The 24,184-nt window shown below is 42.4% G+C and carries 22 protein-coding genes and 2 pseudogenes; 12 read left to right on the top strand and 12 right to left on the bottom strand.

Annotated features, from left to right (window positions below; genetic code table 11):
* Positions 1–2: 2 nt before the first annotated feature.
* A complete protein-coding gene (locus tag AB8613_RS05265) occupies positions 3–908 on the bottom strand; it encodes a restriction endonuclease (protein ID WP_372384603.1) in 906 nt (301 codons plus the stop codon).
* A 270-nt stretch (positions 909–1,178) separates the two neighbouring features.
* Entirely contained in the window at positions 1,179–2,795 is a 1,617-nt protein-coding gene (locus tag AB8613_RS05270) for a competence protein CoiA family protein (RefSeq protein WP_372384604.1), read from the bottom strand.
* A gap of 115 nt (positions 2,796–2,910) precedes the next feature.
* On the opposite strand from AB8613_RS05270, the pseudogene AB8613_RS05275 reads away from it, so the two are divergent.
* Positions 2,911–3,764 (top strand): annotated as a pseudogene (locus tag AB8613_RS05275) (helix-turn-helix transcriptional regulator).
* A gap of 71 nt (positions 3,765–3,835) precedes the next feature.
* On the opposite strand, the gene AB8613_RS05280 reads toward AB8613_RS05275, so the two are convergent.
* Positions 3,836–6,091 (bottom strand): ankyrin repeat domain-containing protein, encoded by a 2,256-nt coding sequence (locus AB8613_RS05280; RefSeq protein WP_372384605.1) that lies wholly within the window; start codon positions 6,089–6,091, stop codon positions 3,836–3,838.
* 228 nt (positions 6,092–6,319) lie between these two features.
* Positions 6,320–6,466 (bottom strand): hypothetical protein, encoded by a 147-nt coding sequence (locus tag AB8613_RS05285; protein ID WP_372384606.1) that lies wholly within the window; start codon positions 6,464–6,466, stop codon positions 6,320–6,322.
* A gap of 175 nt (positions 6,467–6,641) precedes the next feature.
* Between AB8613_RS05285 and radC the strand changes: the two genes are divergently transcribed.
* From radC to AB8613_RS05300, 3 genes are read left to right on the top strand one after another with little or no spacing between them, the layout of a single operon-like run.
* Positions 6,642–7,109, top strand: coding sequence for a DNA repair protein RadC (radC, locus tag AB8613_RS05290; protein ID WP_372384607.1), 468 nt, complete (start codon positions 6,642–6,644; stop codon positions 7,107–7,109).
* Entirely contained in the window at positions 7,106–7,552 is a 447-nt protein-coding gene (locus tag AB8613_RS05295) for a DUF2787 family protein (RefSeq protein ID WP_372384608.1), read from the top strand. The genes radC and AB8613_RS05295 overlap by 4 nt, the downstream gene beginning before the upstream one ends.
* A gap of 38 nt (positions 7,553–7,590) precedes the next feature.
* On the top strand, positions 7,591–8,028 hold the full coding sequence (locus AB8613_RS05300) for a DUF2787 family protein (RefSeq protein ID WP_372384609.1): 438 nt from the start codon (positions 7,591–7,593) through the stop codon (positions 8,026–8,028).
* Between the two features lie 92 nt (positions 8,029–8,120).
* Here the strand turns inward: AB8613_RS05300 and AB8613_RS05305 are convergent, their stop codons facing one another.
* Positions 8,121–8,363, bottom strand: coding sequence for a YkvA family protein (locus AB8613_RS05305; RefSeq protein WP_372384610.1), 243 nt, complete (start codon positions 8,361–8,363; stop codon positions 8,121–8,123).
* A 139-nt stretch (positions 8,364–8,502) separates the two neighbouring features.
* On the opposite strand from AB8613_RS05305, the gene AB8613_RS05310 reads away from it, so the two are divergent.
* Entirely contained in the window at positions 8,503–8,754 is a 252-nt protein-coding gene (locus AB8613_RS05310; RefSeq protein WP_019823999.1) for a hypothetical protein, read from the top strand.
* 182 nt (positions 8,755–8,936) lie between these two features.
* Positions 8,937–9,905, top strand: a complete 969-nt coding sequence (locus tag AB8613_RS05315; protein WP_064624600.1) for a YafY family protein — start codon at positions 8,937–8,939, stop codon at positions 9,903–9,905.
* Here the strand turns inward: AB8613_RS05315 and AB8613_RS05320 are convergent.
* Positions 9,902–10,129, bottom strand: coding sequence for a helix-turn-helix transcriptional regulator (locus tag AB8613_RS05320; RefSeq protein ID WP_372384611.1), 228 nt, complete (start codon positions 10,127–10,129; stop codon positions 9,902–9,904). The two genes, AB8613_RS05315 and AB8613_RS05320, sit on opposite strands and share 4 nt — an antisense overlap.
* A 77-nt stretch (positions 10,130–10,206) precedes the next feature.
* Between AB8613_RS05320 and AB8613_RS05325 the strand changes: the two genes are divergently transcribed.
* Both AB8613_RS05325 and AB8613_RS05330 read left to right on the top strand, forming a co-directional pair.
* Positions 10,207–11,196 (top strand): GTPase family protein, encoded by a 990-nt coding sequence (locus AB8613_RS05325; protein ID WP_372384612.1) that lies wholly within the window; start codon positions 10,207–10,209, stop codon positions 11,194–11,196.
* A 107-nt stretch (positions 11,197–11,303) separates the two neighbouring features.
* A complete protein-coding gene (locus AB8613_RS05330) occupies positions 11,304–11,750 on the top strand; it encodes a hypothetical protein (protein WP_372384613.1) in 447 nt (148 codons plus the stop codon).
* 39 nt (positions 11,751–11,789) lie between these two features.
* On the opposite strand, the gene AB8613_RS05335 is transcribed toward AB8613_RS05330, so the two are convergent.
* Positions 11,790–12,437 carry an inovirus Gp2 family protein gene (locus AB8613_RS05335; protein ID WP_372254447.1) on the bottom strand — a complete coding sequence of 216 codons (648 nt, stop codon included), beginning with the start codon at positions 12,435–12,437 and terminating at the stop codon, positions 11,790–11,792.
* 181 nt (positions 12,438–12,618) lie between these two features.
* Entirely contained in the window at positions 12,619–13,686 is a 1,068-nt protein-coding gene (locus AB8613_RS05340; protein WP_372024391.1) for a hypothetical protein, read from the bottom strand.
* Positions 13,687–13,829: 143 nt separating this feature from the next.
* On the opposite strand from AB8613_RS05340, the gene AB8613_RS05345 reads away from it, so the two are divergent.
* Entirely contained in the window at positions 13,830–14,390 is a 561-nt protein-coding gene (locus AB8613_RS05345; RefSeq protein WP_372024394.1) for a hypothetical protein, read from the top strand.
* Positions 14,391–14,711: 321 nt separating this feature from the next.
* Here AB8613_RS05345 and AB8613_RS05350 read toward each other — a convergent pair whose 3' ends face one another.
* The 4 genes from AB8613_RS05350 to AB8613_RS05365 form a co-directional block, all read right to left on the bottom strand.
* Positions 14,712–16,592 (bottom strand): ATP-dependent zinc protease, encoded by a 1,881-nt coding sequence (locus AB8613_RS05350; RefSeq protein WP_372384614.1) that lies wholly within the window; start codon positions 16,590–16,592, stop codon positions 14,712–14,714.
* Positions 16,593–16,895: 303 nt separating this feature from the next.
* Positions 16,896–17,705, bottom strand: a complete 810-nt coding sequence (locus tag AB8613_RS05355) for a M15 family metallopeptidase (protein WP_372384615.1) — start codon at positions 17,703–17,705, stop codon at positions 16,896–16,898.
* A 79-nt stretch (positions 17,706–17,784) separates the two neighbouring features.
* Positions 17,785–18,513: a DUF429 domain-containing protein gene (locus AB8613_RS05360; protein ID WP_372384616.1), complete on the bottom strand. Its 729-nt coding sequence runs from the start codon at positions 18,511–18,513 to the stop codon at positions 17,785–17,787.
* A 51-nt stretch (positions 18,514–18,564) separates the two neighbouring features.
* On the bottom strand, positions 18,565–20,277 hold the full coding sequence (locus AB8613_RS05365) for a class I SAM-dependent methyltransferase (RefSeq protein WP_372384617.1): 1,713 nt from the start codon (positions 20,275–20,277) through the stop codon (positions 18,565–18,567).
* 270 nt (positions 20,278–20,547) lie between these two features.
* Between AB8613_RS05365 and AB8613_RS05370 the strand changes: the two genes are divergently transcribed.
* The 3 genes and pseudogenes from AB8613_RS05370 to AB8613_RS05380 all read left to right on the top strand — a co-directional run bounded on the left by AB8613_RS05370 (position 20,548) and on the right by AB8613_RS05380 (position 23,983).
* Positions 20,548–21,486, top strand: a complete 939-nt coding sequence (locus tag AB8613_RS05370; protein WP_372384618.1) for a hypothetical protein — start codon at positions 20,548–20,550, stop codon at positions 21,484–21,486.
* 197 nt (positions 21,487–21,683) lie between these two features.
* Complete coding sequence (locus AB8613_RS05375; protein WP_285954995.1) at positions 21,684–22,451, top strand: 1-acylglycerol-3-phosphate O-acyltransferase; 768 nt, start codon at positions 21,684–21,686, stop codon at positions 22,449–22,451.
* Between the two features lie 147 nt (positions 22,452–22,598).
* A pseudogene (locus tag AB8613_RS05380) lies at positions 22,599–23,983 on the top strand (MBL fold metallo-hydrolase).
* Positions 23,984–24,184: the final 201 nt, after the last annotated feature.

Consider the following 24,184-nt stretch of genomic DNA (forward strand, 5'->3'; position numbering starts at 1 on the left):
TATTATCCTTCAAAAAACTCTTCATCAATGCGTTTGATATAAATTATTTGCTCGTCTCGGCTACCTATGTTGTAGCGAAGCATTAGCTTAGCCAACTCCTTGCCATTGATAAGCACGATACGCATACCTAAATCTTTAGCTGTTTGTGAGGCTGAGGATGTAAAATCGGAAGTAGTAATGAAGATACCCTTTTGCGCTTTCTTTAAGTTAAGGGCACCAAAGAAATCCCGTATTTCACTAGAGCCTACATTGTTGCCCTCTGCATAACGCTTAGCTTGTATGTAAACCTGATCTACACCTAGAGGGTCTTGGTTGATGACTCCATCGACACCATTATCACCACTTTTACCAAGGGTGTGAGCCATACCCTCATCACTTCCGCCATAACCCATTGCTAGTAGCAGGTCGATCAGTAGTTGCTCAAAAAAGGCTGGAGATACTTTACGTGTTCGGGTCAAAATGTCAGAGGCTAACGCGTCGTTAATCTGTTTATAAGCAGCTCTTAGCACTTCATCTGGCGTCGCATCATTATCAGACACAGTTGTATCTTCGACTTTGTCTGAATCACCGTTCTTTTGTTTAGTGAACGCATTGAAGTCATCAAAACGTTTAAGGTAATGATTATTAATCTCTTCGTCACTATTTAGAGCATCTTTCCCCAAGTCTGTTATCACGAAATGACCACGCCTTGTGGAATCCAAAAGCCCAGCTTTGGCTAGATAGGTTTTGGCCCATCCAACTCGGTTGGTGAATGCAGCTTGTCGCCCGCTAGGAAGAAGCTCCGTTCTTTCTTCTTCTGATAGATTGAATTGCTCAGCTAGCAAGTCGATGGTGTTGCTTAGCTTAACTTCTTCATTCTTGGCAGCCTCTAACACTGGCTTCATTAACTCTTGATAACTTGGAAGCATTTTGACACCTAGAGTTGTGGGTTAACCGGTTCAATTTGCAGAGCGCTTCATTTGCTTAAATATAACAAGCTAGTGCCCTGACTAAGATGAACACCTTCTAACCCTAAATTTAACATTCAAGGCATTAATCCACTTTAGCTATTGATTTTAATAGGGTATGAGAAAACTTAGAGTAGAACAATGATCTCTCTTCCATTATGCAATCTAACGCTTTATTAATAACCACTCAGAGCTGTGAGCACAGCTCTCAACTCAGTGTTTGCGATACAACTAAGCTTCAATCTGTTCAAGGTCATCGAGCTCTTCTTGAGCATTTCTTGATAGCATAATGGAGTGCTTATTTACTCGATTAACTAAGACCTCCGGTAGCTCACTTAAAAGCTCCTTCTTTTGTAGTAAATCGAAGGTAGTCTTAAATGCTTTAGCGAATTCATTTGAGAGTTTTACCATTACATCTAATCGTTCGAATTTCTGCTCATAATCAAACTCTAGCTCCTTACATTTGCGATCTATTGACTTGAGCTTATTCATTCGTTGATTGATCGTTTGTCGGTAGTCAGAACGAGCTAGACAGAAGTCTCTCACCTCAACAAGGTTGTTGGCATAAGTATCGACAAGATCAGCTTCTATCAATTTTTCTTTTACCTGCTTTGTCAATTCGGTAACTTCATCAGTCAAAATATTTCTTTGTTCAAGAAGTGGAGCAAATGATTCTCGCAACTCATGCCCTTGTTGCTCCAAAACTGCTTTCTTACGTAGACCTAAAGACTCAATCTCATCACACAGAAAAAATTTTTCGTGTTCCAAAACCTTTAACTCTTGAGCTAGTTTTTGATGTGTTAGTTGTCTTTCTTCCATCGCCACGATTTCACTTTGAAATCGTCGATTAAATTCACCCGCTAGTTGTTGTTCAAACTCCTCTTTCTTTTTTCTCAACTCCAGATTCCATTCTCGTTGTAACTCCCCTTTTAACTGAATAAGCACGGCTTGGTTTTGCTCATCAAGCTGCTTAAGCCTCGATGTAACCTTCTCTTCTATCTCATATTCAATCTGGGCATGTCGCGCCTGAACTGAATCTAATAGGGTTTGATGAGAGTCTATCGCTTTCTCCAATTCAGCAAGAATCTCATCCTGAGCATCTTTGCGAAGTTTCATTTTCTCTAAGCGATCTTCATACTTTTTCTGATGTACTTCGATACGCTCTTCTAACGTTTTCTCTACTTTGTCTTGCTTTATTTCTCGCTCTTCAAGTTTCTTTTCTGAACGCTTCAAGACTTCAATTTGTTTTCTAACTTTTTCGTGTTTATGCGCTGTACTTTTTGCTATTTCATCAAGGTAATCATTACAGGCATTGAGCGACTGCGTTCGCACTAAACAGTGCTCTAAAGAGTCGAACTGGTCTAGATAACCACACTCAGAGACATCTATCTCAATGACATTCTTATCATGACTTCGGCAATACCAAACTTTATCGTCATCGCATTTGTGCTTATTGGCTATCTCAATCCAATACTGTTCGCTTCCGACCGTCGCCACTAAATCCGGCCTTCTCCCATCCATATAGACTTCAATTTTCACATCAGAGACTTGTAGTTCTGCGCAAACATCTGGGGTAATCCATCCCGTATCAAGCGGTATAGGTATCTTTCCGGCTTTTGCAAAATACTCTTTGGCAGTTAAATGAAGTTGCGTCTCGTACGCCAAAACACATGCTTCGTCAAAATAGTGAGAAAAGTGCCAAGCTTTCTTTTGTCCCTTATTCGCAACTAATTTAGCTCCACAGCAAGCGCATACAACATTGGCTTGAAGACCACGATCGACGTCCTCAATTGACACCGACTCTTTGGTGTCTTGATATACCGCTCTTGTGATGTGAATTTCACTCATGGTTTTCTCCTCAACTGCCCTTGACGTAATATTGACCAGAAAATAATATGACGTCACAGGCTACAGGTAAACACTGATTACATACACATGTAGCATAAACAAGCAGGAGTGAGTTATGAGTAAGTGGCCTATTAGATGGGATCTTTTATTTCGATACAGAATGATCGAAGTTATCGTACTTTGGGAGGGCAGGTTAAATACCAATCATTTGATAAAAAGCTTTGGTATCGGTAGACAGCAAGCATCTAAAGACATCAACACTTACCTGGCAGAAGTTGCTCCTGGAAACCTTGTTTACGATAAAAAGATCAAAGGGTATAAACCCAGTGAGACCTTTACACCTAAGCTTACCAGTGGTCATGCTGATGAATACTTGCACATACTGTCTCGAAGTGAGGATATGACAGTAACTTTTGATGAGCTTGATATGGGCTTCGAGCATACAGCGATGGTGCGGCCCATCACCCGTAATATTTCACCAGAAGTATTACGACCTTTAGTTCAAGCCATTCGAGAAAAAAACGTGTCGATATTTGCTACACACCACTGAAGGATGGTAACAAAGTTGAGAGGATCATTTCCCCCCACACATTAGTTTGTACTCCTCTTCGCTGGCATGTACGAGCATACTGTGAATACGCTAATGATTATCGTGACTTTGTACTTAGTCGAATTCACGAAGTACCGGACTTAAACGACCACGCAGTACACAATAAATCGAATGATAAACTTTGGAATACTGAAGTTAACGTAAAGCTTAGTCCTGATCTCCGTTTTAATGAAAACCAAAAAGCCGTCATTGAAAAAGATTTTGGAATGGTGAATGGTGTATTAAATATACCCACCAATGCATCGCTAATACGCTACGTCCTAGACACTTATAACATCAACACCCATATATTGGATTCAAACCCTCAAGGACAACAAATTGTCGTTAATAACATGAACGAGCTTTTAGAGTTCTTGTAACGGCTCCTACTCAAAGTAGTCGACCTCATTATTCATTTACTCCTAAATGAGGCGACTATATTACAACTGACTTATACCCTTTCACTAAGCGCTTTAGCTACATTCGACGCTCGCCACTCTCTTATTAATCGTTCAATATCGACTCGTTGACCAGTTCGTGAATCAATACAGGTATCTTGAAAGTTAGCCTGATACTGTTTTGAGTCTATCATAGCCTCCACCAGCTCAGCTTCATCAAGTTCAATCGCTAACATCAATGGTGTGTATCCAAGCATAGCAGTGTCATGCTTGGCATTGGGATCTGCCCCTTCCTCTATAAGCAATTTCGCTATTTGCCGAAACCCATCTGCTGAAGTGTATTTTAGGATATTACCGATCTCAGTTTTCTTCACTACCTCGTGTATACTTTGAAAAACTGGGTCGCTGTCTTGTTTTGCCATTACTGTTTTTAAATGCTCAAGATCATGAGGCAATAGTCCTGCAGAGTGAGCGCGTACCGATTGCAAGTTCATTTTAGAATATTTCATCTTTTCCCAATGCCCTGCATTGAGATGAGGCCGAGTATGATGTGCTATTAAGCCTATGGCTGTAAATAGCGGGGTTTCCCCAATAGTGTCATGTCTTCTATCAACTGAAGCCCCCATCTCAATTAGTTTCCTTACAACACCTATTCGACCTGTCTGAATAGCGCAGCCGAGGGGAGACAGTTTTTTCTTTTCCGTTAGAGTATCCAGTACACTTCTCTTATGTGGCTTCTGGCTCAGTAGCTGGAATAATTCTTCCTTCATTGAATTCAAAGGCATCACGTTAGCTTGCATTGATTGGATAGCTAACAGAATTGCCGACTCATTGCGTGATGACAGTCGGTTAACGTCTGCACTTGAATTTAGAAGAGTCGAGATAGCATTTACATCCTCAAGCATCGAGAAATAAACCAACTGTGGCATTTGTTTTACTAACCCACCTTCCATTCCAACAGAGAGTACTTTGTTTGGTTTTTCAATATCTAGTTGGTGAGTCGTTTCATCCACCATCCATACCCCATTTGTGTCATGTGGATTTGCAGGATATGACGCACCTGGGAAGAACGAGTCTCTAGTAAAGAAAGCACTGAAATACTGACTAAATGCAGCAATTTCCCAACTTTCAATCTCTTGTGGTTTCGCTTTGTCCTCATCACCACTATGCTCTGATGGCATTAGATCTATCTTTAACACCACAGCCATTCGCCTCAAACGGTTAATGAACCTTTTGTTTGGTTTAGGACATCGACATGCTGTAACGATCGCCTCGATAATAATCTTCTCGGCATTTTCCCCTTGCCTATAGATCACCTGTTCAAATGCTAACTTATACTCATCAACCGCTGCGAGTAGCTCTCCTGAATGCAACAAGTAACGAGCATTCATCCAATGGTAGTAGTATGTCGCTTCTTTATTGATATCGAGCTTCTCTTGTTGCGACCTAAGTTGATCCAGTAATTCGAAACAGCGCCCTTGGCTATCTGCAACTTTAAGTGTTCTTAACCTAAGTAAATCAAACAACCCCAATGCTAAAGGAGATGTAGCTTCATATTTTATCGTTCCTTGCTGAAGCAGGTTGAGTAGTTGACTAACCAGTTTCTCTAAGCACTGTTTGGGGGAGCTATGTCTAAGTAGAGCGAGGTCGGTATAACCACTACGATAAAAAAAGTAATCCCACAGGCGAGCGGTTATCAGTCTGGCCTTAAAAGCCCCCCAACTATTTCCTCGTTGCCAACTTTCCCCAAGAGAAGTAATACTGGAGAGTTTAGGTAACTCAGCTCCAGGGCCTAGTGCCCATGCCCTCAAACACTCCTTTTGAGACTCTGTGCTATTTATTAGGAACTGCTGCCACTCCATTGAATTCTCAAGGTTCTCTAAAACAAGTGACATCAAGGTCTTGTCGCTCCAAGCAATATCTCTCGATGTAAGCCTCATACCATTTAAAGAACTAAAACAAATCTCAGCGACAGCGAATGTCATAAAGTAGCGATCAATAAACTGTTGAGCTAGATTGGCATCTACCCCGTCGAGAGGTACTGACTTTATCAAGTTTAAATAAAACTCTGTAACCCTCTCAAATTGCTCCAGCACATGATCGGCAAAGTAAATATTGACACATTTTGTAAGGGGATCGTGGATTAGGCTTTTCTTCAAAGCCTCCAAATGAAATGGATTTATTTCTGTGTTTTTACATGCATCATCAATCTTCTTACCTGCTAAAGCTTTGGTTCCTAGACCTTTAGCAAATTCTCTAAGTAAATGCTGTACAGAGTAATACGGCGTGTTATTTGTTTTATTAGTCATACTGAACGTTGAATATCTTTATTAAAGTTTTGAAAAGCTCGTCTATCACTTGGCGTACTTGGCACTGTGAATCGCTTCCCTGCTGGCGAGAAAATAGAGCCATGTTTTTTACAGCGTTGGAATCGCCAGTTATTTTTCACCAAATGGCAAACCAACTTCTGTATATCCTTGTTATTGCTATATCTTTTCATAATTGATGAGGGGGAAATGTTATCTCCCCCGCACTCCCTACGACTGACTGTTTTTCACAGCGGCTGATTGAGCTCTCGCAGCAAAACTTCCTTTGGCTACTTGACCACCATTTGCTTTCGCTTGTCCGCCTTGAATACGTGCAGCGGCTGACGGGGTCATTGGTGTTGATTTCGCTTTAGACATGTTCATTTCTCCTTGTATGTTTGAACACAAACAAGTTAACAATCGCAGCTTAAAAACGCACGGGGGCAACTGGAGAGTTTTTTAATTACTACCCGACCACGCTAAAAACATAAATAATTTCAGATATATATCATCTTCGTGCACCTACTACTCAACTCATTCTAAGGAGTGTTTCATGCACGATAACAACTACTATTTTGATGGTCCTGTCACAGCCGACAGGGTGCTCGACGCAGCCGCAGAAATCCTTGCAGCACGGGGCCTCCGAGGCGATCAATATTGCAATCCAGAACTCACTAAAACCTACCTTTCTTGCAAATTAAAAGCCTATGAGAGAGAGGTCTTTGCTGTAATGTTTCTTGATAACCAACATCACCTTATTTCATTTGAAGAGCTTTTCTTTGGCACCATTGACTCAGCCAGTGTCTACCCTAGAGAAGTGGTAAAAGCCGCATTAAAGACAAATGCCGCAGCAGTCATCTTTGCTCACAATCACCCTTCAGGGGATGCAACACCATCACAAGCTGATAAGGGAATCACTCAAAGACTAAAAGATGCATTAGCTCTGGTGGATATCCGTGTTCTCGATCATATTGTCATTGGGGATAGCGCCGTCTCTTTTGCAGAAAGGGGGCTACTATGATTCAGAAAAGATATGGAGACATTGCCTTACACGATACCTTTCATCATTGCTTACTCGCGATTATCAAGCAGTATGATATCCCTAGTCATGCTCAGCGAATTATTCTTAACTGTAGAGAAACAAGCTACTACAGAACCAAAGAAGGGCTACACCCGGTTGAAATTCAGCTCTACCGAATATCCCTTTCCACTCCTTGGCAGCTTATCTGTTTAACAAGCTTTTCCTACTCAGATACTCAAAGCCACGAACTAGAACCTGAACTCTATTTTCACTTGCCTAACCTTTGGTGCTATCAGCCCGATTGTGGGTCGGTAAGTCTTGAGCACCCCAAAATTAAAACGCTATTAGAAGCGTGGATGCAAACCTTAGCCTGTCATTTAACGCAGTGTAGTTATGATGATATCCAACTAACAATGACCAGCACCTTTGACGCCACTTCATAGATCGATACCCCATTATCACCAACACTAGGAGACGTAATATGTCGACTCTAAACTTTGCCCCGCCATCTCTACCAGTATCAAAACAACTCCAAACTTTACTTAGTCAGTACTGCCAGAATTTCTTTTCTTCAGAAGAGACCAAAGCCACCAGCCCTACAGTCACGATTAACTTTCGAGACAAGAGTTATAGTGCCGAGGAAGGGGGTTACCATCCTGTAGAAATAAGCCTCAACATTAAGGAAGACTACACGCTAGACATTCTCTACATCACTGACTTTGCCTATATGGGTAACTACTACCCAGAACTAGAACGCTGCATAGACTTTGATTTTGGGAATCAAGTGGTCTTTACAGTGGCAACCGGATGGCAAAGCATTCGCTCTGAAGGAATTGATGAACTGTACAAAATGTGGGAACAAAATTTTCTGTATTACGTTGAATCTGAATGCTTCGACAACATCGAGCTTACCCACTAACCCCTACCTTTCTAGCCAGACTTCCACTTGTTGCTTTGCTTCTTCCTTATGCTCTTGTTTTACATGATCTCCGACAGAAGTTAACGCGACCATCAATACACTAATGTCATCACTGTAGCCAACACATCGGGAATGGTATCAATAGGGAAGACAAAGTAACCCAGAGCACTCAATATCGCCGTTTTAGCCCAACGTGGTGTATCACTGTCTTTTGCACAGCAATAAAGGGTTAAGGCTGTTTCAATAACCTCGCGTCCTGCTTTTCTGGCGTAGCGTTTGAGCTTATTCCAAAACGAGTGCTCATTAAAATGTCTTTGGTGCTGGGTGTCTTGCATCGTATGCCCTCCATTAAAGCTTCAGGATACTGGCTAGCACATTCATTTTTAAGACCAACCTTTAGCGAAGGCGACATAAGTTAACGCATCAATTTGTATTATGCATTGGCACTCAACACTTAATAAAAAGGATCACCAAATGGGATTTTGGGACAACGTTGGAAAGCTTGCGAAAGCAGGCGCACAAGTAGGAGCTAAAGTAGCTTCTGACACGTACGGTGACATGAAAGAGGCACAAGCCGATGCGGCAAGTAAGGGGGATGATCAGTTGGCACGTACCCTTGCAAATCGTTCAGGCGGTACATGGGCTATAGGAGCCGCTCGTCAGGAGCTTAAAAATCGCGGATATAGTGATGATGCGATTCAAAGCATGATAAGTCGTCACCGCTAGTGATAACTAAGGGACACGGTAAACTTCCGTGTCCGATTCTTTCTTTATTTTAGTCAAAAACACTGCGACACAAGTCAACGCAGCACCTCGTAAACTCTCTTCAATCAATTCGTTAGCTCATTGTCTTTACTCATTTCATACATGAGCGGAGAGGTGTGCGCTTAAAAAAAATAAAGCCATCTATGGACGATACCAAGCTTAATCGCTCACAACATTACATACAGCTGGTTCTTGAGATTTATAAGCGTATTCCTAACAGTCGCAAGATCACAGCAAAAGAGATCCAACTGCAACTCAGTGAAATCGGCATTGCTCGTTCAGAGCGAACCATTCAGCGTAATCTTACCGATATTGCTCAGTTCTTTGATGATGTCGATGTAGATACGCGCGATAAACCTTTTGGTTACAGTCGCCGCTCACAGAACTTGTTATCACATGGACCACAGGAGGCTGTACTGCTTAGCCTAGCTGAAAACTATCTACGCTATCTTCTTCCTGTCAATTTAATGAAAACGCTCGACAGTGTTTTCAATGATGCTAAACAACACCTTTTCCCAACCACCAGCAATATGAAAGAACGCCAATGGTTAAGAAAAGTGTGCTTTGTTAATGAGGGCGTACCACTACTCCCTCCCCATATCGACAACGAAATATTTGAGAAGGTTAGTTATGCTCTCTTCCACAATCGTTATCTATCTCTTTGTTATACCAATGCCAACTTAGAGTACAAAAGCAAAGACGTCATGCCATTGGGTCTAGCACAACAAGGCAGTCGTCTGTATCTGGTGTGCCGCTTCCATGGTCACACCAACGAACGCTCTCTAGCATTACATCGCATCAATAAAGTCAATGTATCTACTTTTGATTTTACTTACCCAAGTGACTTTGACCTTGAACGGTATGAGCTAGATGGCCGCTTTTACTTTGGTGAAGGAAATGAAGTAAACCTATCTTTTTGCATTACCCATGAAAGCGGGTATCACCTACTTGAAACACCCTTGTCGTTGAAACAATGTGCTGAGCTAGTGGATGGAGGATATCAAATCACTGCAACGGTGATCGATTCACCTCAACTTGATAGATGGTTACGTGGTTTTGGGGATGATGTTTGGGACATTACTAAACAGAAAAGTTCTGAGAAAACCGCTTAGGCTATTCTCTCTTGATCCAAGATTGGTGAGCGTACTCCTAAGCGCTCATCACGATCCGCCACTCTCTCTATCACCCAACCTTGAACCTCACTTTCTACCCATGCCACACATCGATAGCCAAGCGAGACAGACTTAGGAAACTGGTCTGCATCCATCAACTTATATACATACGAACGGCTCAAGCCCGTCATTTCAATTACTTCTTTTAATCGAATTAGTCTCATTTTTCTTTCCTCATGAATTACTCGTCATAAGGAGAGAGCTAGTTGTAAATTTTCCGGATTCTAACCAAGGAGCATCTATGCCTGAACATCACGACCTATTCGACACGCTTGAAAGCGAGATACGTCAAGCACCGCTTAATGAACAAACGCGAACTAAGCTACTCGATAACCTTGAACAAATGAAAACCACAGAACTCAACATTCTGATCACGGGAGCTACTGGAGCTGGAAAAAGTTCTACGATAAATGCCCTTTTCGACATGGCGATTGCAGAAGTAGGTACAAGCTGTGAGCCACACACACAAGGAATCAGTCAGTACCGCTTGAACAACCTAATTCTTTGGGACAGTCCGGGCTTAGGGGATGGAGTCGAAGAAGATGAGCAACACGCTCGCTTACTAGAAAAGGCATTGAAAGCCAAAGATGACCAAAAACGTTTTGTGATCGACTTAGTCCTTGTCGTTCTTGATGGGGGTTCACGTGACTTAGGGACACCCACCACTTTAATCAACGACGTACTTATTCCTGCATTAGGGAAAGAAGCTCAGCACCGTCTAATGATTGCCATCAATCAAGCAGATAATGCTTTGAAAGGGAACCAAGCGTGGGACCATGAAAGTAATACGCCAACTTCCGCAGCCAAAGCTCACCTAGAAGCCATGGTGAACTCCATTCATCGCCGTGTACTACGCGCTACAGGGGTTTATTTAAAACCGATTTACTACGTCGCTGGTCACTGTGATGGCACAACCAAACAACGTCCCTATAACCTCTCCAAGCTGTTATATCTGATTGTTGAACGCCTACCAAAAAATAAACGGCTCCTACTGGCGAATCGTACGCTTTCCCCTCGACATGAGAATTGGGAAGACAACGATGCCAGTGATTACAACAACAAAACCAGTTTTAGCTTATGGGAAGCCATCTTCGATACGACAACTAAAGGTGCAGAGTATGGGGAGGAAATAGGAAGCATCTTTGGCACTACAGGCCAACACATTGGAAAAGTCATAGGAGGCGCGCTAGGAGCCTGCCTGGGTGGCTTGCGTTACATCTTCAGCTGGTAGGCAGTCTCATACTGCCCAATCTCACAAACCAACACTCTCTTCGACACAAGTTGTCGTAGCCATCTTTTAGTATCAACTCATTGAATAATAGATAAAGGATATCTCTCATGAAACCTATTGTACTTACCGCTGCACTAACACTGCTTGTGACCTTTACTGCATCTGCTGAGGGCTACAAAGTCGAATACAAAGACATCAACACCCGATGGGGACCAAAGACGAAAATATATGTAACGTCTCTCTTTGACTACTCTACTGTCTTCGGTATCGAAGTTAACCGAGGTAACTGTGAAATCGCTAGACCAGAAACACCAAAGATTACCGTCAACAAGAATAAGTACAGCCAATCTGAAGAGTTACTCAAAAACATGAGCAACCCTGATTACAAAAAGCCATCCAATAATAGCAAGTCTAGTGGTGTGAAATGGCTTCCTTATCCCGAAGTGGATTTGAAGTACGGAGAGTCTACTGGTTATGTCACTACAACACCCTGTAGAGTCCTACAAATTGATATTCACTCTAGTGAGGGGAGTTACCGCTTTAATGCGGATTAAACAACTGAAAGGCCACAGGGGCCTTTCTTTTTTGCCTTATCACTTACGACTGCTACCAAAGTTTTTCTCTCTGCTCCCATACTGTTTACTTTCTCCCTTAGCAAAGTAACTGACTCGATAGAAAGCTTGCTTGTATTGTTCCTCAAAGATCTTGCTATCGTTCCGCCTATTAATTTCATAGCGACCATTATCTGGGAAGTTAATAACACTATTTACTTGTTCGACCTTAAGACCTGTAGCGCTTGCCCAAGCTTTAGAAATCATGCCTGAAATATAATCACTCGTAATGTTGTCATAAGGCCCGATACTTTGAAAAACATCTCCGTTAAGCAATACAGCAACATGGTAATGAGGATGCTCAGAAGTCACTACTTCCTTGCACCAAATAAATCTTGGCTTACATTGTCGTTTGTTACCCTTCCGCTTTAAGTAGGCAGATAACATCTCTTTAAAGGATTCTTGAAATTTAGTGATTTGCTTACTTGATACTCCCCCTGTTGAAAGCACAGTGGGGTACTTTAAATCCACACGCAGTAATAACGTTCGTGGATGTTGACCCAGTGCATTATCAAACGCTTTCTTGATTGAAGAGAGATAGGATACTTTTAGCTGTCCTTTCTTGGAGTATACTGGTAAGTCCATATCATCAATGGTGAGTATTTTTGCATGTTCAAGATGGTTGTTCATTTCTAGCATTCCTATTGGTTAGTGTTCTCAATAGGTAGATAGGTTGTTGTAATTAATTAGATAAGATTAAAGGTAATAATATTATTACCGACAGTTTTTCGCCCCTAACCTGTAGTAAGGTTCCTTTGCATAGTAAGGGATTCTCTTAGGTATAAACTTGCAATTGTTACTCTGATAAAAACTACGTGATAAAAAGTAAAACTCCATTATGTAATGAGTTATATCGTAAACCACAGTGACTAGCTTTCGGTGCTGACATGGCTGCTTGCATATAAAACACCTCATCACATATAGTCTTAGCCCGATTAGATATGAGATCTATCATCTCAACTTTATATTTATCGTTAATATTCAAATTAGTAAAGCCAAGAGCTACATACCGTCGATAGAGCTCAATTGTACTAGAGCTAGATAACTTTCCTCTGTTAAGGATACTTACGAAATATTTCTCTAACAGGTAATCAATTTGAAGCGCCATACCGCTCGTTACCTGTTGCTTGCTAAGTAAATAGTAAATAAACCCCTCCAAAGACTTTCCTTTCAAGACTCTGTCCCGATAAACCAAATCCCGATCGCTAAAATCTATTAGCGAAGCTACCGTATTCTGTCGTGGTAAATCGATGCTATGAGTAATCTTAATTTGATCGTTATTCAGTTTGTTCAGATTTAAAAAGTATACAGACCTCTGTTTACCTATCAACTGATGGGAGACACCAGGGATATAGTGAGAAAGAAAGTCTTCTTGCTTTAATTTTTTCACTATTGATTGGATTCGATTCATGGTACACCCCATCCAGTAAGACAACTCACTAGAACTAACAGAATCTACAGCTCCAAACTTATCCGCTTTACTTACCAATAGTATTAATAAAAGCCGATTTGCTAATTTCACTTTTCTAGATCTCATTGAATATAAACCTTGCACCCTAGCGTTAACAAAAGGTTCAAAGTTCGAATTTAGTGTTTTATTCCATAGCTCAAGAAATTCAAGATTAATTTGATAACTAGAAACTGGTCTACCTGGCTTTCTAAGTTCTGTGGAGGCTCCTGCTGGTTCTATAACTCCAAGCTCTTTTAACTGAAACAAACTCTTCAATATTTGAGGTTTGCTAACTCCGTAATCCCTCACCATATCCAATAATGGTTTATTGTATTTTTTGCGGTTGTCAGCATCTTTACACATCAAAATCAGTAGCATCTTTGATTCGGCATCCAACTTAGGAATATGCTGATAAAGTATAGATTCCAATTAAAACCCCAATTAAAGTCACATTTGAATGGTATTTATAGCAAGAAAAAGGACTATGTCATGTGACATAGTCCACAGACGTAGTCATAAAAAACTCATAGTATTATTGTATATATAACCTATAGACAATACGGTAGATAGCTTTGAGAAAACTCAATAAATTTAGCTACAATAATAAGGCTCATATCACTTGGTTAAATGACTATCTTCGCAAAATTGATAGGCTTCCATTAGTACAAGACCACTACTTTGCCCCTTTATTATCAACTGATGAAAAAACTATAAAAGAAAGGTTCGAAAACTTAATTGATGCACTCGATATTAGCGCGGAAGGTCGGGAGATATGGCGACGTTTAAATAATGCATGGCTCAAAAAAGTAAGAAGAGATAGTGCTAGTACCAATGGCACTAAGTTCTATAGTTTTGAGCTAAGTATTGAGTTCGAACAAAACCTTAAAAAGCTAAAAAAACTTACCGGTGATAGCACATATAGAGAAATTTTAGAGTCCCTAGTAAACAACACTTTAATAGAAGTTCAAAATAATCAAGATTTGAATCAACAAACAAACCCAATCACCTCACTCAGTATCGAAGATATTGAACAACTTGCTGAAAATCTGAAAAAAATAGCCCCGGAAGAAACAGGAGAATTACAATCCAAAGCGGAAATAAAAAATATGTTCACTGGGCCTATGAAGCTCTAGCCTAGCCCTAACAATTAGCAGTACCATTAGCAGTATTTAATTTATCAAACCAAGAATAAAAACCATAAAAACAAATAGATAAAGGCTTAATTCAGATGACGCCAGCCCACCAAACGTTTGGAAAGGGCCAACTCGAAAGAGTTGGCCCTTTTTGTTTGTCTGCATCTTATGAATTAGTGGGTAAATTCATTTATAACAAACACTTAACTACCAGCGCATCAATATCAAAAAACAGACAATCAACAAAAAGCCACACATCCTATTGCTGAAATGTGTGGCCGTTTAGAACTGTTCTGATACGAACTTAGATAAGTTTAGGTGTTACTCCATATCACCCAGCACATAATCTTCATCGCTACTCACTACTGCGCCGTGCTTTAAGAAGTTCTTACCTAGAATCATGCTGTATTCGAAGCGCGAACGGTCTTGAAGGTTTACCCTCACCTCTTTTTCTAGGTCACCCAACTTAACCTTCATTTCTACTACAGGGCGAATGTTCACCTTCTCGCCTTTTTTAGCTTTAATGCGCATCACATCAATCACTGGCTTAGTGAAATCTTGCTTATCGCCTTGGTTGTTTTGATAGGTAAAACTCACCATGTCTTGGCCATCTTTCTTGAATCGTTTGATATTAACTGCGTTCATTGAACTTACATCCGCGCCAGTATCTAGCTTGGCCGGGAACTTCATACCATTCACTTCAACAACTTCGATGTGCCCAACTTTAAACAGTGGCTCAGCTTTCAGAAGGTAGTCAGAACGCGTATTAACGTAAACGCCTTCTTTTGCCATCTTCTTACCTAAAATAAAGTACGCTTCTTTCTCATTTGTGTTGAGCACGTCGATGGCAAACTCTTGCGTACGAACGTTTCCAGAGACCGCAAACTCACCACTTACAACCGGACGAGTATCATCACCGACTTTAAGCTTCTTAATAATTGGCTTTGTTACCTTCTGCTTCTCACCATTTACATCCGTAAGATAAAATTCAACAGAAGCCTCTTTGCCTTTACCTGACATTTCAAAACTGTCGACCTTCAGCAAAGGCGTATTGACAGTGAAAGAAGCCACAGCCTTAAGCGGGAAGTCATCTAGGGTGATGTCCTCTTCCGGTGAGATAATCATAGGCTCACCAGACTCAGCAACATCACTAAAGCTCTCTGAACCTTCTGATAAAATGTTTTCAGCACTGGTATCAATCATGAAGAGTTCACTTGCTGTGTTGGTACCCAACCTTAGCTGTGAGCTGCTGTCTGAACGGTCACGCAGATAAACAAGAACATCTTTAGTGATGTTCTCATCAAGTTGAACTGGCACATAGACTAAAGGTCTCTTCTTACCGCTCACGCTTAACATACGAACCAACGGCAATGTCATCTCTTTTTGTTTGCCGTCGTTATCGAACATATCAAACGTCACTTCTTTGTTCTTTTTGTCTATGTCGATGTCTTTAGCATGCAAAATACTGTAGCGGTTCTTTAAAGAGAAGGTCGCATTCATCGCCATTCCAGAGATAGACACCACCTCTTTACGGCCAACAACCGTCGCATTTTCTTGCTCTTGCAAGTAGTCATAACCCGCAAACACCAAAGCGTTATCAGCAAGGAAGGTTTTACCAATCAGCACAGGCGCAGAGAAGTGGCTTCTGTCGGTAAGGTTAACGTCTGTTTTTAATTCTTGATCCGCAATGGTCAGCGACATTTTAATAGTCGGGCGAAGCAAAGGCGTGCTGCTGGTGCGACTGCGTATCATGCTGACACGCTCTAAAGGCGCTTTAATTAATACCATGTCACCCGTACGTGGGTTTTGAACCTTAAAAGAGACCACAGCTTCATATTTCGCAAAGGTGCTGCCATCCCAATCGTCGTAATCAACGTCGCTATTGTTCAACACATCTTCGGTTAATGCCGCCATTAACTCTTTGTCTTTGAGGTTCTTATAATCTGCATGTGTACTTTTTACATGGATGTCTTCAGCATGCATGGAAGTGGTTTCGGCACCGGTGTCGATTTTGCCAATGAAAGGAACGTCTTTAAGCCCTTGAACGCTAGAGAGGTACACATTCTCAGTGCGGCCTAATACCGCCTTACCATCGAGTTCATAAGTCGGATTTTGCGTGGTGTGTGAAGTGTCTGTAGCCAAAGAATATTGTGAAAAAAGTAGAGTGCTTAAAAGAGTTAGAGCCAAAGGTATCTTTTTCATTAGTTGGTCCGTTGTGATCAGTTCACTAATAATACTGGCGAATAGGCAAGAAGTTCCCCACCAGCGATGGTTCTCACATAACGTTTACGCTATGACTTTTTCAATGACAAACCGATGACTTTGCGCTGCATTCGCTTATCGATTATTGACTAATGGATACCCAATAACCTTTCAATACTCGGCGTTCTATTGAAGAAATGAATACAAAAAAGGCCAACGACGAGCGCTGACCTTAGCTATTCAAAACACACCTGAAGCGAGTTTAACTTGCTAAAACACAAACGGTTCTAGATAAACATAGCACTAAAAAGTCCCAACTGTTTTCTTTGCACAGATAGCTCGAGCTTTTTCTGCGTCCTCACCTTTATTTTTGAGATAGCACTGTCGATAAGATTCGACGTAGCGCTCAAATAACACCTTGGCTTCAGTTTGTGGTTTAGAGAGCAGTTGGTTAACAAACTTTCTTGAGCCGACCTCAAAATGCTGAGTATCGATTGGGCTATTCCAATCCCCTCCCCAGATCATCAAACCATGATGTGCAAACAGCTCGACCACATCTTCCGCCATGCCTCGGCGTTCAATGTCATTGCGCGCACGAAAGCGCGTTCTATTTACATAGCTGGTTGCCGATTGTGATGGCTTTACCGTGATGGTTCCGTTGCTATCAAACGCTAAGAAAGGGTTTTGAACTGGGTTGATGTCGATTGCCACACCATAAGCATGCTTCGACCAACCTCCTCCGCCAGTGATAGGCCGAGCATTAAACGCGCTGCTGTTATTGGCTTCCATAGAAGCATTATCATCACCGTTAAACTCACGCATTAGGCGTGCAGAATGCAGTGGGAAGTTACGCTGTTTAAGCTCTAAAAAGATTTGTTCAACAGAAGGGGCGATAACATCAAGCACAATCATGTTCCCTTGCTGCGTTTCGCCTTTAAAATTAACGAAATCAAAGTCTACTTTGGATAGCCGATCACAACCAACAGGTGCTCCACTATTCAATACCTTGTTCTTTTTCATCATGTCACACTGCCATTGAGAAACAGGTGCAACTTGGCCGTAACTCGCCGCACTGATCAAGGTTGCCAACAAACCAACAATTAAACGTTTCATATCAAGGCTCAAAAACAGTAAGAGTAAAAAGACAGGGAGTGGAAAGTAACACACTCAACATAACAGAGCGCATACTTTGCTAATGCGTTTTCTTCCAATAAACGATTTCACGAGCTCGACCATTCTGATCCTTATCAGCCTTTCCGCCAATATCAGCAAGTTCAGGCAAGCACAACAATGTTGGAGCGTGATACGCAATCAACATCAATATGAATGCGTCATAAATATCATCTATCGCGACATCTTTACGCTTGGTGTTTGAGATAGCTAGCGCCAAGCCCTCACACCATTTCGGGGCGAGTTGCTGAATAATCGAAAGCCTTTCCTCTTTGCCCTCTTGGGTTCGCTTAGAGAAGGTTAGCGGTTCCCCTTTCAAAGCAGCGAATGCCACCTCAGGGTGAGACTCTCTGATCGATAAGTTTGGGTGATCATCGATGAGTTTATCTAGCTCTCGGATTTTAGGAACGATACCCCAAGTTTGCTTAGAGAACTTCTTACCAAGCTGCTGCACATTGGCATTACACGCCGCGATATAATCTGTTTGGTAAACCGCCTCACGACACGGCACAGGAAACACCGAAGAACCACGTTTGCTGGTTAGAAAACGCCTTGCTGCTTTGTCGCACAAGCGATCTGGAGTCTTCGCGTCACTAAAACCAATCGGCATATCGATAAGCGCTGTTGAACCGATAAGATCATTCGCAAGCTCATCAAGCGCCTTTACCACTTTGAACACTGGCGTCTGATTATCAGAGACAATCCAAGCGATCCAACCCGCCTTACAGCCATCAATTCCGATGTATTTCATTGTTATCTCTACCGTTACTTAAAGGATTAAATTAGCGGGTAAGCGTGGCGATCACTGCCACTCATTAATTAACAGTCGACTTTTCACACCACGTACCTGCAGACCCATTGCATCAAACACCTCTTCGAAGTCTCGACACTGTGGTGGAATATTGGGTAAAGAAAGGGCCGCTTCAGAAAAGAATTGCTGTTCAAAATGAGCCGAATCACTCCACGCCAATTGCCACCATTCGAGAATACGAGGTTTAGACGCGCGAAGTTTTTCAGCGGTAGGCACTTTGTCACTTTTGCTCAAGTTCTCTTTGCTTGTGGTTGGAAAGAGGTTCCACTTATCGTTATTCGGCCAGTAAGCAAAAGGTAGACAGTGATCAACGTGATACTCATTTTTTAACGATTTTCCACTCCAGACGCTGACAATGTCTGCATGTTCAGATCTAAGTTGTTCAACTCTTTTGCGTACGTCACGAGTGTCGTGGTTTCGGTCAATCCAGACTAAGCAGTCGTGATAGGTCTGTAGTGAAATGTTGCGCTGTCGATTTAACTCAAAACGCTGCATCTCCATCACCCATTGATTCACGACTAGCGGCTCAATCCAAGAGTGATAGATTCTGAAACATTCCCATAAGCTTTCATCCAGCGTGAAGTAACCAAAGCTTGCTAAGAACTCGCTGTCGATGACCAGTGACTCTCGACTCTTTCGTCGCTGCTGAGGAGAGAGTATCTCAAATAACTTATTCTCTTTGGAACCTTGATAAATAAAGGTCACTGGGCCCGATTTAATGGTGCTGATCGTCTGTGAAAACAACTTCTGTAATGCTTTGGCTTCATCACCAATAAACAGAGTGCCTATCGCTAAATCATCAGCACTGAGGTGCTTGAGTTTGTTCCAGCCATCATCTTTTACAAAGCCTAGGCCTTTACTCGTATTGCTGTTTTGCTGAATCCCAATGCCTTCTATATCGATATCAATTAGACGCTTAAATTGCCTAACCCAATACAGAGCAACCAAACCCACAGGTAGAGATATCTTGCCATCGGTTCGATCAAGCACAGCACCAGAGTGAGCATCTGCAATTCTCAGTAAGGTTCTTAACAGAGCCAATTTGTATGTGGCCGACTTATTGTCATTCACAATAATGTGGCGCACCTTGTTTAAGTCACCAGAGCCGTCATCTGGTAACGTCATCACTACGGTTTGCCACCAAACCTCACTGCGCTTCAAGGTGTCTTGGCTATTCTCGACATGACGCACCAACAAAGCACTGTTCTTCGACAAACGCTCAAGCTCTTCAACCGAGACCTCATAACCCTCTCGGTCGTCATGAAACTCTCCGTGACGTAGGGTAATCACCAATTTGCCATTTGGAGCGAGTAAGTTAGATAACTTTCTGAATGCTCGCTCTCGATATGACGGTGCAAGGTGCATCCACACAGCACTCACCAGTATCAAGTCAAAACGCATTCCGAGGTTTTCAGTTCGACTCAACGATGGGAGTGAATCATCTAACCATGTAACATTTGGCCCAGTATATTCTGAGCCCTGCTCACGTAATGACGCACTGGGTTCTATCGCGATGACTTCAGCACCAGCCTTGTGCATCCATAACGCATCACGGCCACTTCCCGCCCCTACATCTAGCACCTTATCGCCATCTAAAGGCCAATAAGCTTGCCAGCTTTTGTGCACCGTCTCGAACGTCACGGAGTTGTACTGCTGACAAAGTGTGTGAGCATTTTTATCGTAAAAAGGAATCGATGAGGACATATGCACTATTGGAGTAAGGAGTCTATCTAAATAGTAATGGGGAGCTTAGGCGATTGCTAGCAGCTCATGTAAGTTCAGCCACACCGAGCAACATTTATCGTTAGTGACTGTTTTATATCAATATCCACCTAATGAGCTCATCAGGCGAGTCACACCTCGAATCAGTCTCGTCAGAAAAACAAAAACAAACAAGGTGCAAGCTGACGTGCGAACAGAGATAATTGTTTGAAGATGATTAACTCTCCTCAAGCACCTAGCCGATAAAGACTAATGAACACATACTCGTACATAGATACCCCATTCAACCTGCGCCACACCTGTTGGTTTTGTGGTGAACCTTCCAGTAACCTTATTGAATTTCCTAAGACAGCGCAAGCAGTTGCCAAGATTGGCCATTCACCAATAACACTGCCGGCTTGTAATGAGTGTGCGAGAATTAACTATTCAAAGAATCTGACCTCAATTTGGTCTGTGCGCGATCAGATAAAACATGCGCTCATTGATAAGTATGCCAAGCACCTTGGCATCGGTGAGAACTGGACGGAGCAAGAGCTTATTGATTCTGATTTCTCGGGTTCGACGCTTGGCGGGTTTGGGCGCAGTGCTTGGAAGATGTATCAAATCGCCAAGCAGCGAGTCGACTATAAAGGTTGGCCTTTATCGGTTGATGACATTGTAATAGAGGTCTACGACGAAACCAGTGGCTTTGAATTTGACGGTACTCGTTATGCTTCAATCAATTCGTGTATCGATTATTTCACCAAGGCTGCGGGCGTAGACAAAGAGCTGCTATCGCAACTTGTCGACATCGTTTCAACTGACCGTTTTAGCTACGCGCTTCGAATCGCCAAGCTGAATAAGAATGTCTCTAATACCAAACGCTCAGAGATCATCGAAGAGGTGTTACAGCAAGAGTCTGAGCAAGAAGAGATACAGCTTGAGCAAGCCAATTCACTGTTCAACCCAAATGTCGAAGAAGTCAGCATTTCAGGTTCGACGGCTCCGGTGTTCGCTATTCAATGGGCAATGATGAATAACGTTAAAGATTTAGCTCACCTTTGTTCACTCGAAGATGATTATTTTGACTATTTCGAACATCTTGGTGGCCCTGCAGCTTTCATGTCTTATAACGGCCTACAACTCTACTTGGAATCGCGTCAAGATCCTGAATGGGTAGAAAAGTTGGATCCAAATAAACAGTATTGGTGAACATGCCTCGCTACTAGTGAACACGTGTAAGCTCGATGATCGTGTCAAACACCCATTGTTAGTCCTTGTTTTATATAAAGATCTAAAAACAGAACCCTATAACAGTTAATTGTTGCAATTCGGTTAAATAGAGTGAAAACTTCAAGCATCTAAAACTATTTAATCACTGCAATCTTGCGGTGAGTAAGGAGTGAATTGTGCTTGCTGTTCTTCGTATTATTTTGGCTACGGTGTTTATTATTTTCACCACTCTATGTGCTTTTGTTTACTGCTTGTTTAGCCCCAAGAACCCCAAGCATGTGTACGTTTTCTGTCGTTGGTTCAACCAACTCCAAAAGATCATCGGTGTAAAACTGGTACAGCGCGGCCTAGACAATGCCCCAACGCCAGAGAACAGCGTCTACATATCTAACCACCAAAGCATATTGGACTTTGTGACCGATCCAGGAATGCTAAGACCACGCACTGTTTCATTGGGCAAACGCGATTTGTTGTACGTGCCTTTCTTTGGCCTGCTGTATTGGATCACCGGTAACATCATGATTAACCGTGAAGACAAATCCAAAGCACGCGATACCATCAAGCAAGTGGCGGAAGCGATTCATCAGAGAGATCTGTCTGTTTGGGTTTACCCTGAAGGAACCCGTAGTAAAGGGCGTGGATTACTGCCATTCAAAACAGGCGCTTTCCGAATGGCGATTGAAGCCGGCGTGCCTATCACCCCGATGTGCACGAGCACCACGCACAATAAGATCGACTTTAATCGTGCCAATAATGGCATTGTGATCACCGAGATGCTGGAACCTATCGATGTATCCGGATACAAGCTTAGTGATGCAAGGGAGCTGGCCAATCGCTGTCACGCACTCATGGCAGAGAAAATAGCAGAGCTTGATGCCGAAGTGGCTCGTTTAGCGGCGCAGCAAAACCCAGAGTTGGATTCAGACCGCTCTTCTACGAACTAACTCACAACGAACCCACTGAGTCATCGCTCAGTTACTTAAAAAGATACTCAACGATCGCAACTCTCATTGTTCTTGTTTTACTTGCTGGCGCTTATCCGCAAAATAAAAACAGGCGTTAACGGCTTTATAGAGCAATGGGAGTAAACGATGGAAGTGATTCACCATGGCGGCAAACATACTGTCACCGGATCTTGTCACGAGTTAAGAGATTCAGGCCAAGCGGTGCTCATCGACTGTGGCCTTTTTCAAGGTTTAGATCTTCAAGGTAAAAAGCTTCAAGGTAAAAAGCTTCAAGGAGAAGATACCCGCCCTCTTGATATTGAATTTGAAACGTCCCACCTCAACGCTCTGCTGCTGACCCATACTCACATTGATCATATTGGTCGATTACCTTGGTTACTCGCCAGTGGGTTTAACCAACCGATTTATTGCACGCAAGCGACCGCTGAACTCGCCCCTTTAATGATTGAGGATGGTTTAAAACTGCAAGGGCTCAGCAATAAACAATCGAAGCTGATACTCAAAAAATTCATTCGTTAATGGCTCCCAAGCCTTACGGGGAATGGTTTCCAATCACATCTAAACAGCAAAACAACGGAAAGGATCATCATAGGCCAAATACTCTGCATGCCCGTTTTCAACCCGCTGGGCACATCTTAGGTTCTGCCTATATCGAGATAAAATTACCAAGCCAAGAAGTAGTTGTGTTTTCTGGCGACTTGGGCCCAAGTAACACACCACTGCTGCCCGATCCAAAACCACCACAACAGGCCGACTATCTGTTTATCGAATCCACTTATGGCGCCAGTACACATGATGATATTGCAACACGAGCGCAGCGTCTTAAAGCGATCATTGATCGTTCACTACTCGATGGCGGTGTCATCCTAATTCCGGCCTTCAGTATCGGTCGAACACAAGAGTTGCTATTTGATATCGAACACCTGATCTATGAGCATCAACTCAGCGCCGATATTCCTATCATCCTCGATTCTCCTATGGCAGAGAAAGTGACACGTTCCTATCGACGTTTTAAAGAACTCTGGGGACAAGAAGCAAAGCAACGGCTAGAACTGAAACGTCACCCACTTGCATTTGAGCAGTGCATTACGGTTGATGGGCATAGAATGCACAAGAAAATCGTTAATCGCCTTAAGTCGACAGGTGAACCCGCGATTGTGGTTGCAGCTTCTGGAATGTGTCAGGGCGGCAGGATAATGAACTACTTATCGGCTTTGCTTCCCGATATACGAACCGATGTAATTTTAGCGGGCTATCAAGCGCAAGGGACGCTCGGACGAGAGTTGCAACAAGGTGAAATGCAGGTTTCAATCGACAACAAACAAGTGGAAGTGAATGCTCAAATTCATGGCATGTCTGGCTACTCGGCTCACGCCGATAAAGAGGATCTCTATCGATTTATAGAGGGCATCGCGACTCCACCGAAAAAGGTGCATTTGATTCACGGCGAACCAAACACTCAGTCTGACTTCACTAAAGAATTGCAGGTGCGAGGGTTCGTGGTTGTTTGAAACAGGCATCAAATTAGCAACTTTCACTAGGTAAACATGAAAGCCTTAATTATCGAACTTTCAAAAATCACAATCTCTTAGGCCTGCTAGTTCATACGATAGAGGTGATATATTCCAACCTACTTATCCCACCACTCCTATATCAGCCGTTCATGCTAAGCGGCTTTAATCGTTATTTTTCGCAATTTCGTTTCTTATGCG

Source organism: Vibrio sp. BS-M-Sm-2, assembly GCF_041504345.1.
Lineage (GTDB): Bacteria > Pseudomonadota > Gammaproteobacteria > Enterobacterales > Vibrionaceae > Vibrio > Vibrio satsumensis.

Bases quoted from the DNA above. Each gene is read 5' to 3' on its own strand.
- AB8613_RS05300 (WP_372384609.1), top strand. From the start codon at position 7,591: ATGTCGACTCTAAACTTTGCCCCGCCATCTCTACCAGTATCAAAACAA.
- AB8613_RS05270 (WP_372384604.1), bottom strand. From the start codon at position 2,795: ATGAGTGAAATTCACATCACAAGAGCGGTATATCAAGACACCAAAGAG.
- AB8613_RS05305 (WP_372384610.1), bottom strand. From the start codon at position 8,363: ATGCAAGACACCCAGCACCAAAGACATTTTAATGAGCACTCGTTTTGG.
- AB8613_RS05310 (WP_019823999.1), top strand. From the start codon at position 8,503: ATGGGATTTTGGGACAACGTTGGAAAGCTTGCGAAAGCAGGCGCACAA.
- AB8613_RS05350 (WP_372384614.1), bottom strand. From the start codon at position 16,592: ATGAAAAAGATACCTTTGGCTCTAACTCTTTTAAGCACTCTACTTTTT.
- AB8613_RS05285 (WP_372384606.1), bottom strand. From the start codon at position 6,466: ATGTCTAAAGCGAAATCAACACCAATGACCCCGTCAGCCGCTGCACGT.
- AB8613_RS05265 (WP_372384603.1), bottom strand. From the start codon at position 908: ATGCTTCCAAGTTATCAAGAGTTAATGAAGCCAGTGTTAGAGGCTGCC.
- AB8613_RS05330 (WP_372384613.1), top strand. From the start codon at position 11,304: ATGAAACCTATTGTACTTACCGCTGCACTAACACTGCTTGTGACCTTT.
- AB8613_RS05335 (WP_372254447.1), bottom strand. From the start codon at position 12,437: ATGAACAACCATCTTGAACATGCAAAAATACTCACCATTGATGATATG.
- AB8613_RS05295 (WP_372384608.1), top strand. From the start codon at position 7,106: ATGATTCAGAAAAGATATGGAGACATTGCCTTACACGATACCTTTCAT.
- AB8613_RS05370 (WP_372384618.1), top strand. From the start codon at position 20,548: ATGAACACATACTCGTACATAGATACCCCATTCAACCTGCGCCACACC.
- AB8613_RS05315 (WP_064624600.1), top strand. From the start codon at position 8,937: ATGGACGATACCAAGCTTAATCGCTCACAACATTACATACAGCTGGTT.
- AB8613_RS05360 (WP_372384616.1), bottom strand. From the start codon at position 18,513: ATGAAATACATCGGAATTGATGGCTGTAAGGCGGGTTGGATCGCTTGG.
- AB8613_RS05320 (WP_372384611.1), bottom strand. From the start codon at position 10,129: ATGAGACTAATTCGATTAAAAGAAGTAATTGAAATGACGGGCTTGAGC.
- AB8613_RS05355 (WP_372384615.1), bottom strand. From the start codon at position 17,705: ATGAAACGTTTAATTGTTGGTTTGTTGGCAACCTTGATCAGTGCGGCG.
- AB8613_RS05280 (WP_372384605.1), bottom strand. From the start codon at position 6,091: ATGACTAATAAAACAAATAACACGCCGTATTACTCTGTACAGCATTTA.
- AB8613_RS05325 (WP_372384612.1), top strand. From the start codon at position 10,207: ATGCCTGAACATCACGACCTATTCGACACGCTTGAAAGCGAGATACGT.
- radC (WP_372384607.1), top strand. From the start codon at position 6,642: ATGCACGATAACAACTACTATTTTGATGGTCCTGTCACAGCCGACAGG.
- AB8613_RS05365 (WP_372384617.1), bottom strand. From the start codon at position 20,277: ATGTCCTCATCGATTCCTTTTTACGATAAAAATGCTCACACACTTTGT.